This is a genomic window from Xanthomonas sp. WHRI 1810A (genome assembly GCF_040202885.1).
Lineage (GTDB): Bacteria > Pseudomonadota > Gammaproteobacteria > Pseudomonadales > Pseudomonadaceae > Aquipseudomonas.
Genome location: NZ_JBEGED010000006.1, coordinates 214,074 through 231,850, shown reverse-complemented (window position 1 = coordinate 231,850; position 17,777 = coordinate 214,074). Strand labels below are relative to the sequence as shown.

The window sequence follows — 17,777 nt, the reverse complement described above, 5'->3', positions numbered from 1 at the left end:
CCTACAACTGTATGCCCGCACATCCTTATCTCCGCTTATTTCCCCTTCACCACCAACTGCGCCGGCGCTTCACCCAGTGCCTGCCAGTTCGGGCGATACATCGACTCCACCTGCGGCGGCGGCACACGGTATGTGCCGGGCGTGACGGCGCGCGCCAGGTACAGCAGGTCCACTGTGTTGAACCCTTGCAGATCCACCGCTGCCACGTAACGGTCATCGCGGAATTCCTGATGCTTGAGGCCCGCGTTTTCCATCGACTGGCGCCACTGCTTCACCGACTCACTGGCGTTTTCAAGACTCGCTGCGCTTTGCGCCAGGTTCTGGTTTTCGATCTCAAGGCCCGCAGGCAGCAAGTCCACCACCAGCGCATCGGGCACCCGTTCCTTGGATTTGACCTGCAGGTGCACCAGCACCAGCTCGCCGCTTTTCAGCGCATTGAGGTTCAGTGGCTCACCATCCAGCCCCAGATAATCACGACGGATGCTCAGGTTTTCACCACCGGGCGCAGGCGCCTGCACGGGATAGCCCGAGATCGTCATCTGCTGGTACAAGGTCTCGCTGCCGGTGTTCTGCACCGTCAGCGGCGATGCCAGCACCGAGCTGTCGAGTTTCACGCCGGGCTGTTCGTTGCTCAATGCCCGATTCTGCGTCCCGCTGGTTAACGTCGCGGCCCACTTCGCCTCTGGTTTGCCCAGCAAATCACGCCCCGCCATGAACAGTGAATTGCGCTCCTGGGTCGACAGATAACGGCTGGCCGCCACCTGATCGGACAGCGCAAACAGCCGCTCCTCGACCTTGTCGACGGCCAGTTTGTTCTCCTCCAGCAGCGACAAAATCAACGCCTGATCACGCAGCGGACTGCCGTAATCGGCCAGCCAATCGTTGGCCTGGCGCTTGGCCGCCAGCCCGGCCATCAGCGCCTGTTCGGCACGGGATTTGTCGCCCATTTTTTCCAGCGCGACAGACAGCTGAATCAACGGCAGACCCGAGCGCGCATCACTGCGGCGATCAAACAGACTGCGCAACGCACCCAACGGCGCCTGCTGACTGCGGGACAGCACCAGCCCGGCATACGCCTGAACGGCAAAGCGCGTGTGCTCGGCGTTTTCGCTGTAGTTGACCTCAATCTGGTTGCGCTCCTGCAGGTAACGCAGCAGCCGCTCGTTGGCTTTTTTCAGCGCGTCCGGCGGCACCGCAAAACCCTGATCGCGGGCACGCAACAGGAAGTCGGTGACGTACGCCGTCAGCCAATATTCTTCTTCACCGTCCGCGCCCCACAGACCGAAACTGCCGTTGTAGCGCTGCATGCCCAGCAGGCGCTCGATGCCCAGCTCGATCTTGCGCTTGCGCACGGCATCCGGCTCGCCTTCGAGCCCCAGACGCTTGAGCACGGCGGCGTCGGCGTACAGCGACGGATACAGCCCGCTCGCCGTCTGTTCCAAGCAACCGTAGGGGTAAGCTTTCAGCGCCCGGATCTGTTCGCCAAGATTCAACGGCGGACGGCTCGACACCGACAGCAGCGCCTCACGCCCGGCCGGTTCGAAGGCTTCCAGCGCGCCGTCCGGCAGCGTCCAGACCTGATCTTTTAGCACCGCCCGATACTGCTTGAGCATCGCCGGGTACGCGGGGCGCACGCCCAACGTCCACTCGCGGCTGAACGGCGGCATGGTCTCGCCCGGCAGGTCCAGCCCCTGCACCATTACCTTCAAGCCGCCCTGACCGAAACCACCCAATGCGCGCACCGGAATCTGCAGCGTGGTGCGTTGCCCTTGGGCCAGTTGAATCGACTGATGTTGCTCGCCATTGACTAGGCTCAGCTGGCCCTCGGCGCTGACCTGCACATCCAGCGTCTGCGCCTTGCCGGACAGGTTCGACAGGTCCAGCGCCACCTTGGTCTGATCGCCACCGGCCAGAAAGCGCGGCGCCGACAGCTCGGCAATCAACGGCGCGGCGACCACGGTTTTCGCTTCGGCCATGCCGTAGCGCTCGTCGGTCCAGGCCTGAGCCATGATCCGCAGTTCGCCGTTGAAGTCCGGGATGTCGACGCTGACTTCACCCTCGCCCTGCTCGTTGAGCGTGACGGGTGCGCTTTGCAGGGCGACGATCGTCACGCTGGTCTGTGGACGCTTGCCACCCTTGGCCAGCGCTGCGTCGCCACCGAATGCCAGGCTCGCCAGACGGTTACGTCCGGCTTCAATCAATTGCCCGTAAATGTCGAGTTGATCGGCGCCATAGGCCTTGCGCCCGAACAGGCCCGCAAACGGGTCCGGGGTTTTGTATTCGGTGATGTTGAGGATGCCGACGTCAACGGCGGCCACCAGCACATGCACGTTCTTGGGCACTGAGCCGTCGGCGTTTTTCGCGTTGACCTTGAGCGTCAGCGGTTGCTTGGGACGCATTTTTTCCGGCGCCGTGACGCTCAGCGCCAGCTTGCGCTGCGAGCGGTCCAGTGGCAGATGCAGTACACCGACAGCACGTTTGGGCGTGACGTTGGCCTTGCGTTCGCCCGGCCGGATCACCAGCGCGCTGACGTACAGATCATGGCGCGCCCACTGTTTGTCCAGCGGGATGTCGAACGCCTTGCCCTCGGCCGGCACGTCGATCTCCTGCCACCACAACGGTCCTTCACTGGACTCGACGAGCAGGTACCCCTTGCCGGCGGACGGGGGCGTGACCGTGACTTTGGCAGTATCGCCCTCGGCATACGCCGGCTTGTCCAGCGCCAGCTTGACCTGGTCCGGACGCACCGCGCCGCCTTCGGCGTTGTCCTGCCAGCGATAGCCGGCCCAGAAGCGCACGCTGCTGACCAGCCCGGTGCTCGGGTCTTCCACCTCCACGCGATACGGGCCCCATTCCACCGGGAAGCTGACTTTGGCGGTGGCGTCTTTCTGCACGCTGACGGTTTCTTCGCTCAGATTGAGAAATTTCTCGTTGAAGTGATTGCTCCAGCCGTCGCTGTCCGAATAGCTCCAGTAGTAGTCCCGGCGTTCGCGAATCAGCCGAACCTTGAGGTTATCGGCGGCGAGTTTGTGGCCCTCTTTGTCAGCCATCAGCAGCTCGAATGCCACCGGACCGTCGCCGTCGGTGGCGTCGCCTTCGAACAGGCCGCGCAGGCCGGGCATCTGTTCGGCCGGCCACACCGGCTGGATCAGCCGACGGGTGATCGGGCGCCCGCCGGACTCCTGCAAACTGGCCTGCACAATCAACTGCAACGGCGATTTCGCGTTGGCCCACTGACTGTCGATGTTCAGCGCCAGCTCGCCTTTGGCGTCGAGCGTGCTGTCTTCGATTTCAAGGTCCTGACTCAATTCCTCTTCGGTCACCGACCCGAACTGATAGCCCGGCAACCCCGGCACCGCGTCACGCAGCGGGCGCACATACAGCTGACCGCTCAAGCGATTGCCGGACGCCGGCGCGCCGTAGAGGTAGCGACCGGTGATGTTGACGTCCAATGGGGCATCCGGCGCGAGAGGTGAATCGCTGCCTTTGAGTTCGAGGGCCATGCGCTCCGGCAGAAAGTCTTCGACCTGGAATTCATACAGCTGCGGCTTGCCATCGCCCAGATCGAAGACCAGTTGCCAGCGACCGGTTGGCGCTTCGTCCGACAGTTGCAGCTGATATTGATACAGCCCGGAAGCGTCGGCTTCCCACACGAATTTACGACTGACCTGCTCGTCCGGGCGGCGCACTTCCACGGTGATGGGTTGCGGCTTGACGGTCTTGCCGTCGTTGTCGCGCAGCAGGCCGTTAAGCAGCACCACCTCTCCGGGACGATACAGATCACGCGGGCCGAAGATAAAAAACTGCAGCGGGTGCGCTTGCGGGCCGGTGATGTCGAATTCGGCCAAGTCCAGCGCCGAGCTGTTCAGCCGCAGCAGACTGGTCTGCTCGCCCTGATGCGCCAGCAGTACCTGGGCCTTGGCGGGCAGCGGCAGTTCGGCGTGGCCTGCGTTGTCGGTCTTGCCCTGGCCGACCACGCGGCCCTTGTCGTCGAGCAGTTCCAGATCCACGCCGCTCAGCGCCTTGCCGCCCTCCAGCGCCTGGGTAAAGGCGTCCAGGCGATTGGCGTAACGGTGCACCGACAGGCCGATGTCACTGAGAGTGAACAGGGTCGCCGGCTGCGAATAGCTGTAGGTGCCGGAGGCGCGCATCACCGCCAGATAAACGCCGGGTTGCTGCAACGCCTTGATGCCGGAGATGGGCAGCAGAACCGTTTCACGAGTATTGCGCGCAGGGTTCAGGTCGAAGCGACCGCCGTAGACCAGATCGGCCATGGGCAGCAGTTCTTGGGATTCGTAGCTTTGCAGGCTGGAGGAGCCTTCCCATGAGGCGAGGAAGGTGGGCAGCGACTCGGGCTTGATGCGAAAGAACTCGACGTCGACCTTATCGACGTTCAACGCGATCACCGGCAGGCCTTCGGCCAGGCGCGTGGGCAACAGACTGCCACGGCTGGCAAAACCCACGGTGGCTTGCAGGTCGGCCGTTTCCAGGCGGGCGCTGTATTCGGCAGCCAGGGTGTTTTTGTTGACCGCCGCCAGACCCGGATCGACGGTGACGACCAGTTTGCGCTTGGGCTCCAGGTGGCGCAGGCGCAGCTCCATGAGGTTGTCGGACAGTTCCCAGGCGCCATCCACCTTGCCGTCCTTGCTGTCCACCAAGTGCACTTTTTCAGCGAAATTCTGCTCGGGGTCCAGCGGCACGGAGAAACTCAGCGACAGCGTACTGGCGCCATCAAGCTGAACTTCGGAGACGTCCACCACCGTCAGGTCGCGCCCGGCATAGCGCTGGCTCAAGGCGGCGAGATCGACGGCGGGCTTGGGTTTGCTCGGTTCCACGGCTGCGGCTTGCGGAGCAGCAGGCACGGGAGGCGCGGCGGGTTTATCGGAAGTGGACGAATCACAGGCGCTAAGCAGTACCAGCGCACAGGCCAGTAACAATCCTTTGTTCAGCATGAGGCACTCATTGACGGCAGGATGAGGAGGGAAAGTTATAGCACTGGAATGCGCATCGTGACGAAGAGCTTTCGCGGGCAAGCCTCGCTCCAACGGCCTGCGGCCAGAAGCACGCGCCTGTTCGCGCCCCCGAATCTCGCTACAATGCCGGCCTTCCCGGGAGCCTGCATGTCTACTTTTGCTCAGGATTGGCGTCACCGCCCTACGCACAAACGCGTATGGGGGCTGGCGGCGCCGATGATTTTGTCGAACATTTCCGTGCCGCTGGTGACCCTGGTGGACAGCGCCGTCATCGGTCATCTTCCCCATGCGCATCAGCTCGGGGCCGTGGCGGTGGGCGGGACGCTGTACAGCTTTCTGGCCTGGGCCATGGGCTTTCTGCGCATGGGTACCACCGGTTTTGCGGCCCAGGCAGCGGGTCGTCACGACGGCGCCGCGCTGCGTCAGGTGCTGCTGCAAGGCCTGCTGCTGGCGTTAGGTTTCTCGGTGCTGCTGGGGCTGATCGGCTTGCCGTTCCTGCACCTGGCGATCCAGATGATGCAGCCGTCGGACGACCTGAATGCCCTCACCCAAACCTTCTTCCACACCCGCCTGTTCGGCCTGCCCGCCGCGCTGGCCACCTATGCGCTGGTGGGCTGGTTCCTCGGCACGCAGAACGCGCGGGCGTCGCTGGCGATTCTGCTGACCACCAACATCGTCAATATCGTCCTCAACCTCTGGTTCGTGCTCGGGCTCGATTGGGGTGTGGTCGGTTCGGCCCGTGCCTCGGTGGCGGCGGAATGGCTGGGAGCCTTGGTCGGTCTGGCCCTGACGCAAAACGCATTGCGCGCCTATCCCGGCCGGGTAGCGTGGGCAGCGCTGCGGCTGTGGCAGAACTGGCGTCCGTTGCTGGCGGTCAATCGCGACATTTTCATCCGCTCGCTGGTGCTGCAATCGGTGTTTTTCCTGATCACCGTGCAGGGCGCGCGGCTGGGCGATGCCACCGTGGCGGCGAACGCGCTGTTGCTCAATGGATTGCTGCTCACTGCCCATGCACTGGACGGGCTGGCTCACGCGGTGGAGGCGCTGTGCGGTCATGCCATCGGCGCCCGTGATCGCGATGAGCTGCGCCGCTCGATGACCGTCGCAGGCGGATGGTCGCTGATGTGCAGCGTCGCGTTCGCGGTGTTCTTCCTGTGTTTCGGCCATCTGTTCGTGTCTATGCAGACCGACATCCCGCAGGTCCGCGAAATTGCCTTCACCTACCTGCCCTATCTGGCAGTGCTGCCGCTGGTGGCAGTCTGGAGCTACCTGCTGGACGGCCTCTTCATCGGCGCCACGCGGGCCCGGGACATGCGCAATACCATGCTGCTGAACCTGGTGCTGATCACACCCTTCGCCTTGTTGGGTATGGGCTTGGGCAATCACGGCCTGTGGCTGACCTTCCTGCTATTCATGGCGTTGCGCGCGGTGACCCTGGGCTATGTGGCCTACAAGCTCAATCGCAAGGACGCCTGGTTCAGCGGTTGATCGAAGCCGTCGGCTGGGCCTGATCCTGGGCGTGAACGAACGCCGTGACCTCCATCAACACAGGCGCCAGACTGCGTAACGGCCGCGCAAACGCGCCCACCAGCGTGCCGTGATTGGTGCGCGAGAAATACCGCTCACGCACCGACACACCCTGATCGCGCAAGCGAGTGGCCATACCGCCCGTGTTGCGTTTGGGGTTCACCACCGTGTCGTCGGCGGAGGCCATCAGCAGCGCCGGCGGTGATGCAGCACTGACATGGTTGATGGGTTGCGAATCAGGAGGCGAATTCGGAAAGTAGAACACCGGCTTCACGTCAGCTTCTTCGATGGGCAGAAAGTCATACGGCCCGGCCAGGCCAATCCAGCCCTTGACCATCGAAGGGGTCATGCCGGCCTGCGCCAGCCATTTCGGGTCAAGGGCCAGCATCGCCGCGTTGTAGGCGCCGGCACTGTGGCCCATCACGTACAGCTTCGATGGATCACCGCCGTACTGGCCGATGTTCGCGCGGGTCCAGCCCACCGCCTGCGCGCTGTCCTTGAGCAGCCCCTGGTAATGCACCTGCGGATAAAGCCGGTAGTCGGCAACGACTGCGACAATGCCTTGTGACGCCAGGGCTTCGCCGACAAACGCGTAGTCGCTGCGCGATCCGCTGTTCCAGCTGCCGCCGTAAAAGAACACCACCACCGGCGCACCCGGCGGCGCCTCGCGGGGTGTGTAGACGTCGAGCTTGTTGCGCGGGTCCGGACCGTACGCCAGGTCAGCCGTGCGGATGAACGTGCTGCCCGGCGTCAGCGCATTGAGCACCTTCAACGGCGAACAGCCCATCAACAGGGTCATCAGCAGGCCCGTGAATGCTGCTTTAAGTGCCAGTTTGGTCATCGTTATTCTCAAAACTTCATGGGCCACACACTTCTGTAGGAGCCAACTTGTTGGCGAAAAGAGCCATGCGGGGTGTCAGGCCGAATGCTTCGCGAACAAGTTCGCTCCTACAGGTGCCGTTAAAGGCGGCGGCTGTTCAGGGATTACGACTGCACCGGCGCGGGATAGTTAGGACACGCTGCCCTCGTCGTCGATTGCGCTTTGCGTAGCCATCACGATGTTCGGGCTGCTGAGCGTCACGCCGTCGCGGGTGATGTGGACGTGGCTGCTGCCAACGCTGAAATTCAGCTCGTTGGAGCTGTCCAGGTGCAGGGTCAGTTCGTTGATCCGGATCTGCGGCGTGTTCCCCAGAACCTGCTGTCGGTCGAGGCGCGTGGTGATGCCCTTGGGCAACGCAGGCGGTGTCGGCATGCCGCGTTCCGAACCAGGCCCGGCGTCCAGCGGACTGATGTCCGGGTCCCAGAGGTGGTCGATGATTTCCGGTTGATCCGGGTCGCCGTCGACAAAATCCACCACGACCTCCATCCCGCCCCACCACGGCGTGCCGGCATGCTCCAGTTCCGGCTCGATGGGCAACCAGCAATCGGTGTAGCGCGAGCCATCGCCCTGATGCCCCCAGTCAAAACGGACCTTGATCCGCCCTTCGTGATCGCGCTGCGCCTCTTCGAACAGCTCGCCCACCACCCGAGCGCGCTGCAAGCCAATGCGCCGAGGCGCTGATCGGGCCTTTGCCCTGCGCAGGTGAGCGGTCGCCGGCACGCCGGAAAAACTGTTGCCATAGGCTGGCTCCGGAACACCCCCTTTGAATGAAGGCCGCAGGCCGCGATGGTGGACCTCCGTCAGCAGCCAGGCCTGATTGCATGGCGGATCCGCGTGTTCAGTCATCGGCAGTTGCATGCCCGCGTGCAGAAAATGCAGGGCGCTCGCGCCTTTCGCCCACAACACCCCTTGCTCGGCCGTTCCACGACCGCTGGCACGACGGACCTCGAACTGACTGATCTCTCCACGTTCGTACTGCTGCCCGAACTGCACCCGAGAGGTTCGACGGGTGTGGCGCAGATCATCCGTGAAGATCAGCACGTGGCGCACGCTCGAATGCTCGAAGTAATAGTGAATGCCTGCCTGAGCGCACAGCCGGTCAAGCAGTTGCAGGTCGGTCTCGCCATGCTGCGCGCAAAACTCGATCGCCTCGTGGCGGCGGGTCAGTTGAAAGGTGTAGTCGGTGTCACGAATGCCATGCTCGTTCAGCACCTGGCTGATGATCGCGCTCGCCGGCTGGTCCTGGAAAATACGCTGGTTGTAGCGATGTGCCAGACAGCCCATGCGTGGGCCCAGAGTAATGTGATAGTGCGCAGGGCCAGACCCGGTGTTGCTGCGGCCAATGCTTTGGATCTGCGCGTGAAACCCGACGCCGGGCCACTTTGAAGTCAGATAGGCGTCACTGAAAATGCAGTGCTGCAACGACAGCTCGCCGTGGTAGCTGATGGCGTGGACGTCGAAGGAAAAGGGTCTGTTGATCGCTTCGGAGCCTTGGAACGTCACGACCTCAAGCGAGCGCGCAAAGCTGGGGGAGTCCAGACGAAAATGGCAACGGTGTTCTGAGATGGGCATAAGAAGGACGGCCTCGACTGCCTGGCACGAAAGGCCGGCGATTTTGGCCGAGAAGCGCCGCCGCGTAGCGAGCCCCACGATGAACAGGACACTGCCTACAGAACAAACGGACGAAGCATACACGCCTGGCTCCATCCGTTTTGTATCGACCGAAATTCCACCATCGCCCCGATTTATTGTGGGAGCGGACCTGTCCGCGAAGGCGATTCGTCAGGCGCTATAACCCTGTCGCCAGTGCCGGCCCTTTCGCGGACAGGTCCGCTCCCACGGGGTTGGTATTGATTGTTCCCACGCTCTGCGTGGTAACACCGACGCTGGACGCTCCGCGTCCAGATGACGCGGAGCGTCACAGGCTGCGTGCCCACGCATAGGGTGGGCACGACCACAAAAAAACGGGCCCGAAGGCCCGTTCTCGACACGCATTACACGATCACGACGACAGGTAAGAAGACCGTGTCAGGCCCAGACGCAAAGCGTCCAGATACTGCGTGCGCTCGCGCGGGGTGATCTTGGCGCTGGCGACTTTGTCCCGGTAATGAGTCATCAGTTCTTCCGGCGACAAATGCACGTAGCGCAGCATGTCTTCGATGGTGTCGTGGGTTTCGATGCCCGCCGAATAGGCGCTGCCGTCCGGCTTCTGGTAGATGTTCACCGAGTCGGTGTCGCCGAACAGGTTGTGCATGTCGCCCAGGATTTCCTGGTACGCGCCCACCAGGAACACGCCCAGCAGGTAATCTTCACCCTCGTTCAGCGCATGCACCGGCAGACTGGTTTCGATGCTCTGCTCGTCGACGTACTGGTTGATCTTGCCGTCGGAGTCGCAGGTAAGGTCCTGCAGCACGGCGCGACGCAGCGGCTCTTCATCCAGACGATGCAACGGGATGATCGGCAGTACCTGATCGATGGCCCACGTGTCCGGCAGGCTCTGGAACACCGAGAAATTGCAGATGTATTTGTCGGCCAGCTTGTCGTTGAGCTCGTCCAGCACCTGACGGTGCGAACGCTGACGCGCCTTGAGCGAGTTGTGCAGGCGACGGCACACCGCGAAGTAGCACTGCTCACCCAGGGCTTTATCGGCCAGGGTCAGCTTGCCGTCCGAGTACTGCGTGGCGATGTCGCTCATGTAGTGCGTGGCGCGCCAGTAGGTCTCGGTGACCATCTCGATATCGGTGGGACCGAGCAGGTCGATCAGCCACTGCAGGGTTTCCGGCAGGCTTTCCTTGTTGGTGATCTCCGGCACTTCGTCGTTGTGGCGCTCGACGTCGGTCACCTGGATCACCAGCATGGCGTGGTGGGCGGTCAGCGAGCGGCCACTCTCGGAGAATATGTGCGGGTGCGGCAGGCTCTGTGCGTCGCAGAACTCCTTGAGCATGCCCACCACGACACCTGCGTAATCGTCCATGTCGTAGTTGATGGAGCTGGCGTTGCGCGAGTGAGTGCCGTCGTAATCGACCCCCAGGCCGCCGCCGACGTCGATGTGATCCACCGGCAGGCCGAGGTTGCGCAGCTCGCCGTAGTAACGAATCGCTTCCTTGAAACCGTGCTGGTAATCCGCCAGGTTGGCGATCTGCGAACCCATGTGGAAGTGCAGCAGACGAATGCCCTGGTCCAGACCGGCCTGGCGGAAACGCTCGACCACCGACAGCAACTGCGCGGCGGACAACCCGAACTTGGATTTCTCGCCACCGGTGTCAGCCCATTTGCTCGATGCCAGGGACGACAGGCGCACGCGCAGGCCGATCTGCGGCGCAACCTTGAGCTCGGCAGCCTCTTCGATCACCAGCCCGACTTCGGATTCTTTCTCGATGACGATGAAGACGTTGTGGCCCAGCTTCTGCCCCATCAAGGCCAGACGAATGAATTCGCGGTCCTTGTAGCCATTGCAGACGATGGTCCCGCCTTTGGGCGCCAGCGCCAGCACCGCCATCAGCTCAGGCTTGGAGCCTGCTTCCAGACCGATGGAGACGTCCTGGGTGGCGATGATGTTTTCCACCACCGCTTCTTGCTGGTTGACTTTGATCGGGTACAGCGCGGTGTATTTGCTCTGGTATTCCAGGCGCGCAATGTTCTCGTCGAAGGCACCGGTCAGCTGGCGAACGCGATCCTGAAGGATGTCCGGGAAGCGCACCAGCAATGGCAGGGACAAGCCGCTTTTGCGCAGCTTGTCGACCTGCTCGTAAAGATCGATGGGTGAACTGGTCGGGCCATTGGGGCGGACCTCAACGCGGCCGGCCTCGTTGATCGCAAAATACCCGGCCCCCCAGTGACGAATCCCGTAGACACTGCGGCTGTCCGCAACGGTCCATTGGCTGCCATCGTCTTTGCGTGTGCGTCGTGCGGACATCGAAGTCCCCTATATAAAGTCATAAAGCGCTGGCCTCGGTGGGCTGTGCGCAGTGTATAGAGTGGTAATGACGGTTTGTCGCCAGCTCGCTGTCGGGCAGTAGACCTGCCGGGCAAGCCATAGTTTACAAATGGACAGGCTGGAACCGGGTGCGCGTGGCGGGAGACGACATCAGCCGCCCGACTTCTTGGCCTTGAAGCCCAGTTTCACCAGTTCGGCCAGCAGGGTCTCGACGTGATCGCCCTGAATCTCGATCACCCCTTCCTTGAGCGCCCCGCCCGTGCCGCAACGGCGTTTGAGCGTGGTGGCCAGCTCCTTGAGTGCGTCTTCGGTTACCGGCACACCCGTCACTGTCGTCACGGTTTTGCCGCCACGGCCTTTGCTTTCGCGGCGCACGCGGACAATGCCGTCGCCGGCGGGAATCAGGGTGCTTTTGCAAATGCAGGCGTCGACAGGCTGACGGCATTCAGGACAGTGACGTCCGGCGTCGGTTGAAAACACCAGGCCACCGAGGGCGGCGAAGGAAGCGGCTTTTTTGGCCAAGAGCAATCCTCTTGAGAGGACCAAAGACTGGCCGACGGGCGTCGACCGCGAAGCCCCACTCAGGCAGGGGCAGCGCAGCTGGAACGGGTAAGCGGTCCAGCCTGAAAAGGTCGCGCAGTGTAACGGCAAAAACCGTCGCTGCTAAGGTGCAATATGCGCCAATTTACTCATCATTCGCGACCTGCTCCAGATAGCGCTTCAACGCTGCCAGAGAGTCCGGGCAATAGGGCTTTTCGAGGGCTTCACGCATCACGTCCGCGACGGGCATGAAGCGCGCTTCGAGCACCTCTTCCGGCTGCAGCTTCAACGGGCCATCCCAGACGGCTGAAAACACCGCGCACCACAGACGGTTATCGGGCTGATCAAAGAAAAACTGCTCGTGGGAAGTGAGCGTTACACCGCCCACGCCCAATTCTTCTTCCAGTTCCCGCGCGGCGGATTCGGCGTACGTCTCATCGGCCTGGACCATTCCGCCCGCCGCCACGTCCCAGTAACCCGGGTATGTGGCCTTGCTCAGCGTTCGCCGATGAACGCACAACTCGCCGGCGGAGTTGAACAGCAGGATGAACGTGCCACGGCCGATCAGGCCTCGCTCGCGCAGATCCACACGGGGCAGCGCGCCCAATAGCTCATCGTTGCGGTCGACCCAGGCGATGTGTTCGGCGTCGGAGGCGGCGCGGTGCGCGGCCTCCTTGTTGGAAACGGTCATCGATCAGCCTTGCGACAGCAATTGACGCAAATCGATAACGGCTGCGTTGGCGCGGGACAGGTAGTTGGCCATGACCAGGGAGTGGTTAGCCAACACGCCAAACGGGCTGCCGTTGAGAATCATCGGGCTCCACATTGGCTCCTGCGACGCTTCAAGCTCGCGAATGATCTGACGCACGCTGACCGTGGCATTCTTTTTCGCCAGCACGTCAGCGAAATCGACTTCGATGGCACGCAACAGATGCGACAGCGCCCACGCTTGGCCACGGGCCTCGTAGAACACGTTATCGATTTGCATCCACGGCGTTTCGACGATTTCCTCATCCACCTGCGGCACTTCGCCCGGTTTGACGGTCACGGTCGATTGCGCTTCGGTCTTCAGGGTGCTGTTGAGCTTGACGCGGCCGACGCTGGCGGACAGGCGCTGCGACAGCGAGCCCAGACGAGTGCCGACATCGCCCAGCCAGTTGTTCAGGTTGTCAGCGCGGGTGTAAAACAGCGCGCCCTTCTGGTTCGGATCCGAGAGGCGTGCCTGATATCGGCTCAACAGGTTGATGCCGTCGCGGTATTGGGATTCGCTCGACGGCAAAATCCAGCTTTTGTTATCGAAGTTGAACAGCGGCTCGGCTTTCGCCAGATCGCCATCTTCTGCCGATTGCGACTGGGAACGAGCGAAGTCCTTGCGCAAGGCTCGGCTCATGTCACGCACTTGCACCAGCACGCCGTATTCCCAGCTCGGGGTGTTGTCGAGCCACAGTCCTGGCGGGAATCGGTCGTTGGACAGATAACCGCCACGCTTGTCGAGCATGGTCGAGGCGACGGTCTTGAGGGTTTCGACGGTGGTGTAGCCAATCACCATCTGCTTGCCTTCGCGCTCGGCGGCGGCCTGCGCCTGCTGCTGCACCTGAAACAACGGCGGTTCGCTGCTCCACCACCAGCCCAGCACAACGGTGATGATCAGATAAAGCGCAACCAGAATGCCCAACGCCTTGCTGAAAAGCAGACCGCCCAGGTAACCGCGGGTTTTCACTGTCGACGTCGACGAAGTCTCGACACGTTCATCCGCGCTACCCGCGCGTTTCTTCCAATCCAGCATGGCCTTGTCCTTTCAATCGCAGAATTCAGTGCTTCGACCGCAACCTTACAGCAAGGTGCGATTGGCCGGAATGCAGGAGCCGCTCCAATTGCGTAACCGACGGGTCTATAGACGTCACCTCCGGTTCAGCGCCTGCCGACTGCACCTTCTCGTATCAGGCAGACCCTGACACAGCCGTCTATCGCCCGCCCTCGCGCCGGATGAACGCTGGCGCGCGCATTGCTGCATAAACCGGCTAAAGATGACTTTTAAGTGACTTATAGCGCCCTGATGCAGGGAAGTAGTGCTAGCATAGCGCCATCATTTATCTCAGGGTTTCCCCTACAGTAGTCAGGACATGAACGAGCCAGAAGATCCGAGCCCCGACCGCCTGAAACACCACTTTGCGCAGCGCGTCATTCATCAGGCCCGCCAGATTCTGGACGTGTGGCAGCGCCTGCAGCACAGCGAGTGGACAAGCGCGGACATGGCCGAACTGTCTGACGCCAATGTTCGTCTTCTGCGGTTTGCCGAGCGTTTCGAGCAAGCCGAACACGCGCACCTGGCGCGCAGCATCCAGCAGTCCCTCGAAGAAGTGGACGCCAATCGCGGCCGACTGAGCAGTGCCTTGATCACTGATCTCAATCGCCTGATGCAACGTCTGTCTCGCACCGGTTTACGTCACGGTGATCGCCTCGAACAGCTGGCGCTGCCGCCGCTGCGCAAGCCGATTTACGTGGTGCTGCAGGACCACGAACGTGGCGAACGGCTCGCCAAGCAGCTGGAATTTTTCGGTCTCAACGCTCAATCGCTGCACAGCACTCAGGCGTTTCACTTAACGCTGGCCGAGCGCTTGCCATCGGCGGTGGTGATGGACGTCGATTTCGGCGGGCCGGGTCATGGCCTGACATTGGCGGCGCAGATGCAGAAAGGGCTTGAACAGAAATTGCCGCTGTTGTTTTTCAGTCTCCATGAGACCGACACGCCCACGCGGCTGGCGGCGGTTCGCGCAGGCGGTGAGGAGTTTCTGACCGGTACCCTGGAGGCGTCGAGCCTGCTGGAGAAAATTGAAGTCCTGACCCGCGTTGCGCAATACGAGCCCTACAAAGCGTTGATCATCGACGACTCCCGGGCGCAGGCCACCCACACCGAGCGCCTGCTCAACAGCGCCGGGATTGTCACGCGCACACTGTTCGATCCCATCGAAACAATGGCTGAACTGGCGGATTTCCAGCCCGACCTGATCATCCTCGACATGTACATGCCGGGCTGCACCGGCCCGGAGCTGGCCAAAGTGATCCGCCACAACGACCGCTACGTCAGCGTGCCGATCATTTACCTGTCGGCCGAGGATGACCTGGACAAGCAGCTCGATGCCATGAGCGAGGGCGGCGACGACTTTCTCACCAAGCCGATCAAGCCGCGGCACCTGATCACCACCGTGCGCAACCGTGCCGCCAGGGCGCGCAACCTCAAGGCGCGCATGGTCCGCGACAGCCTGACCGGGCTGTACAACCACACCCACATCCTGCAACTGCTGGAAGACTGCAGTTTCAGGGCCCGCCGCGAAAACAAGCCCATCAGTTTTGCGATGCTGGACATCGACCATTTCAAGCGGGTGAACGACAGCCACGGGCATCCCATGGGCGACCGGGTGATCAAGAGCCTGGCGCTGTTTCTCAAACAACGGCTGCGCAAGACCGACTACATCGGCCGATACGGCGGTGAAGAGTTTGCCGTGGTCATGCCCGACACGGACATCCAGTCGGCCTTCACCGTGCTGGATGAAATCCGCCGTCGTTTTGCTGAAATCCACTACCCCGCCCAGCCCGTGGACTTGTTCTGCACGTTCAGCGCAGGTGTGGTCGAGCTGCAACCCGACGATGATGCGTTGACGCTCGCGTCCCAGGCCGATGATGCGCTGTACCGGGCAAAACACGCGGGACGCAATCAGGTGCATGCGCAGCGGGAGATGATTGCCCCGCTGCACTATTTTTCGGCTGATCGCGTTCTGTAACAAATCCCATGGGCGCGGACTGAGCATCACCGAAAGCGCGGCCCCGTGTTGGAGCGAGGCTTGCCCGCGAAGCTCGTAAACAGTTTGGGAATATGCTGAATGCCCCGGCCTCTTCGCGGGCAAGCCTCGCTCCAACCGATCACGACGCCGCTCACCCTGCACGCCCGCAGCCACTCCGCTATCATGCGCGGACTTTTGTGATGCGAGACCGCCATGCGCCGCCTGCTTTGTCTGTTGCTGTTGATCCTTGCCTTGCCCGCCATGGGGGCCGGCCTGCTGGACAGCCGGCCGAACGCGACGCTGGGCGGCAGCACGTTCGACAACAGCAAGGATTTTCTGCCGGTCCGTGAGGCGTTCCAGCTGAACCTGATCGACACGACGCCTGAGTCGATCAAGCTTCGATTCGTCGCCACCGAAGGCTACTACCTGTATCGCCATCGCTTTCAATTTCGCACCGAACCCGCTGACATCGGCCTTGGCGCGGCCCAGTTGCCTGACGGGGAAAAGAAGCACGATGAATACTTCGGCGACGTCGAGGTCTATCACGGCATTCTCGATATCGACCTGCCCCGCAAGCCCGGCGACAACCGTCCATTCACTTTGATCGTGACCTATCAGGGCTGCGCCGATAAAGGCCTGTGCTACCCCCCCGAAACCGAGCGCATGAGCATCGGCGGCGCGGCATCAGGCGGTCCCCCAGCCACTGCGCCCCTCGCGACGCCCGCCTCGTTTACCTGGAAAGAACTGGCGCTGTTCTTTCTCGCCGGTATCGGACTGACGTTCACCCCTTGTGTGCTGCCGATGCTGCCGATCCTGTCCGGCGTGGTCATGCGCGGGCAAGTCGGTGGCGTGCGCGGTTTCTCGCTGTCGTTGGCCTACGTGCTGCCAATGGCCGTCTGCTTTGCGCTGCTCGGCGCGCTGATGGGCCTGTTCGGCGCCAGCCTCAACTTGCAGGCGCGGTTGCAATCGGCCTGGGTGCTGGTGCCGTTTGCGCTGTTCTTCGTGGTGTTCGCCATTGCCATGTTCGGCCTGTTCGAGCTGCGCCTGCCACAGTCCCTCAACAATCGTCTGGACAGGATCGCCGGCAACACCAAGGGCGGTTCGTTGTGGGGCGCAGCGGTGTTGGGCGTGGTGTCCAGCCTACTGGTTTCGCCGTGCGTCTCGGCACCGCTGGCGGGCGCGCTGCTTTATATAAGCGCCAGCGGCGATGCCCTCGGCGGTTCCTTGAAACTGTTTGCGCTGGGGCTGGGCATGGGCGCGCCGCTGGTGTTGGTGGCCACGGGCGGCGCCGCCTGGCTGCCGAAAAGCGGCCCATGGCTGGTCACCGTTAAAAACGCGATCGGTGTCTTGTTGCTGGGTCTGTCGATCGGAATGCTCAGCCGGGTGATACCGGGGCCCTTCACATTGTTGCTGATCGGCCTGCTGGCGGCGGGTGTGGCGCTGTTCCTCGGCACACTCGAGCTCACGGCCAAGTCGGCCCGCCAACGGTTGTCGCAACTGCTCGGCCTGTTTCTATTGGTCTACGCTTTGGCGTGCTGGTATGGCGCGTTCAGTGGCCGGGGCGATCCGCTGCGCCCACTGGGCCGCGCTCAACCGGTTCTGAATGCGGCCGCGCCTGTCGCTGCGACGTCACAATGGCAAACCGTCACCACCTCGGCGCAGCTGGATAAGGCGCTTAGTGAGGCAAAAGAAGCGGGGCTGCCGCTGCTCCTGGATTTCTATGCGGACTGGTGCATCAGTTGCAAAGTGATCGAACACGAAGTGCTGCCCGATCCGAAAATCGTCGATCAGCTCAAAGGCTATCGCCTGATCCGATTCGACATGACTGACAGTAACGATGAGCAACGGGCAACACTGGATCACTACAAGCTGTTCGGGCCACCTGCGCTGCTGTTCTTCGGAAAAGACGGGAACGAGCTGAAAAACGTGCGTGTCGTCGGCGAAATCGACGTAGACGGCTTTGCAGAGCGCTTATCTGGGGCCAATGACCAGATTTAGCGCGCCAGTCACAAATTTTGCGCGAACATCGGTCATCGTGTGGGCTATTGCGTGGAACTGGACATCCGAATGCCCTTTCCGGCATAGTCGCTGCGCATTGAAGGTCCAGGCCTGACATCCGGACCGGCATACCGCTCAAA

10 protein-coding genes are annotated in these 17,777 nt (G+C 62.2%); 3 read left to right on the top strand and 7 right to left on the bottom strand.

Features of this window, described 5'->3' with window-relative positions; all coding sequences use genetic code 11:
• Positions 1-35: 35 nt before the first annotated feature.
• Complete coding sequence (locus ABQX22_RS11595) at positions 36-4,952, bottom strand: alpha-2-macroglobulin family protein (protein ID WP_349799561.1); 4,917 nt, start codon at positions 4,950-4,952, stop codon at positions 36-38.
• A gap of 168 nt (positions 4,953-5,120) precedes the next feature.
• On the opposite strand from ABQX22_RS11595, the gene ABQX22_RS11590 reads away from it, so the two are divergent.
• Positions 5,121-6,461, top strand: coding sequence for an MATE family efflux transporter (locus ABQX22_RS11590; protein ID WP_349799559.1), 1,341 nt, complete (start codon positions 5,121-5,123; stop codon positions 6,459-6,461).
• Here the strand turns inward: ABQX22_RS11590 and ABQX22_RS11585 are convergent.
• From ABQX22_RS11585 to ABQX22_RS11560, 6 genes are all read right to left on the bottom strand, one after another.
• Positions 6,451-7,341 (bottom strand): alpha/beta hydrolase, encoded by an 891-nt coding sequence (locus ABQX22_RS11585; RefSeq protein ID WP_349799557.1) that lies wholly within the window; start codon positions 7,339-7,341, stop codon positions 6,451-6,453. The genes ABQX22_RS11590 and ABQX22_RS11585 overlap by 11 nt on opposite strands.
• Positions 7,342-7,509: 168 nt before the next feature.
• Positions 7,510-8,952: a type VI secretion system Vgr family protein gene (locus ABQX22_RS11580; protein ID WP_349799555.1), complete on the bottom strand. Its 1,443-nt coding sequence runs from the start codon at positions 8,950-8,952 to the stop codon at positions 7,510-7,512.
• A 430-nt stretch (positions 8,953-9,382) separates the two neighbouring features.
• Entirely contained in the window at positions 9,383-11,296 is a 1,914-nt protein-coding gene (gene speA / locus ABQX22_RS11575) for an arginine decarboxylase (RefSeq protein WP_349799553.1), read from the bottom strand.
• 171 nt (positions 11,297-11,467) lie between these two features.
• On the bottom strand, positions 11,468-11,839 hold the full coding sequence (locus tag ABQX22_RS11570) for a translation initiation factor Sui1 (protein WP_349799551.1): 372 nt from the start codon (positions 11,837-11,839) through the stop codon (positions 11,468-11,470).
• A 163-nt stretch (positions 11,840-12,002) separates the two neighbouring features.
• Positions 12,003-12,548, bottom strand: coding sequence for an NUDIX hydrolase (locus ABQX22_RS11565; RefSeq protein WP_349799549.1), 546 nt, complete (start codon positions 12,546-12,548; stop codon positions 12,003-12,005).
• A gap of 3 nt (positions 12,549-12,551) precedes the next feature.
• Complete coding sequence (locus ABQX22_RS11560) at positions 12,552-13,643, bottom strand: DUF2333 family protein (protein WP_349799547.1); 1,092 nt, start codon at positions 13,641-13,643, stop codon at positions 12,552-12,554.
• 337 nt (positions 13,644-13,980) lie between these two features.
• Between ABQX22_RS11560 and ABQX22_RS11555 the strand changes: the two genes are divergently transcribed.
• Together ABQX22_RS11555 and ABQX22_RS11550 are read left to right on the top strand one after the other, a co-directional pair.
• Positions 13,981-15,639, top strand: coding sequence for a PleD family two-component system response regulator (locus ABQX22_RS11555; protein ID WP_349799546.1), 1,659 nt, complete (start codon positions 13,981-13,983; stop codon positions 15,637-15,639).
• Positions 15,640-15,852: 213 nt separating this feature from the next.
• A complete protein-coding gene (locus ABQX22_RS11550) occupies positions 15,853-17,637 on the top strand; it encodes a protein-disulfide reductase DsbD (protein WP_349799544.1) in 1,785 nt (594 codons plus the stop codon).
• Positions 17,638-17,777 lie beyond the last annotated feature (140 nt).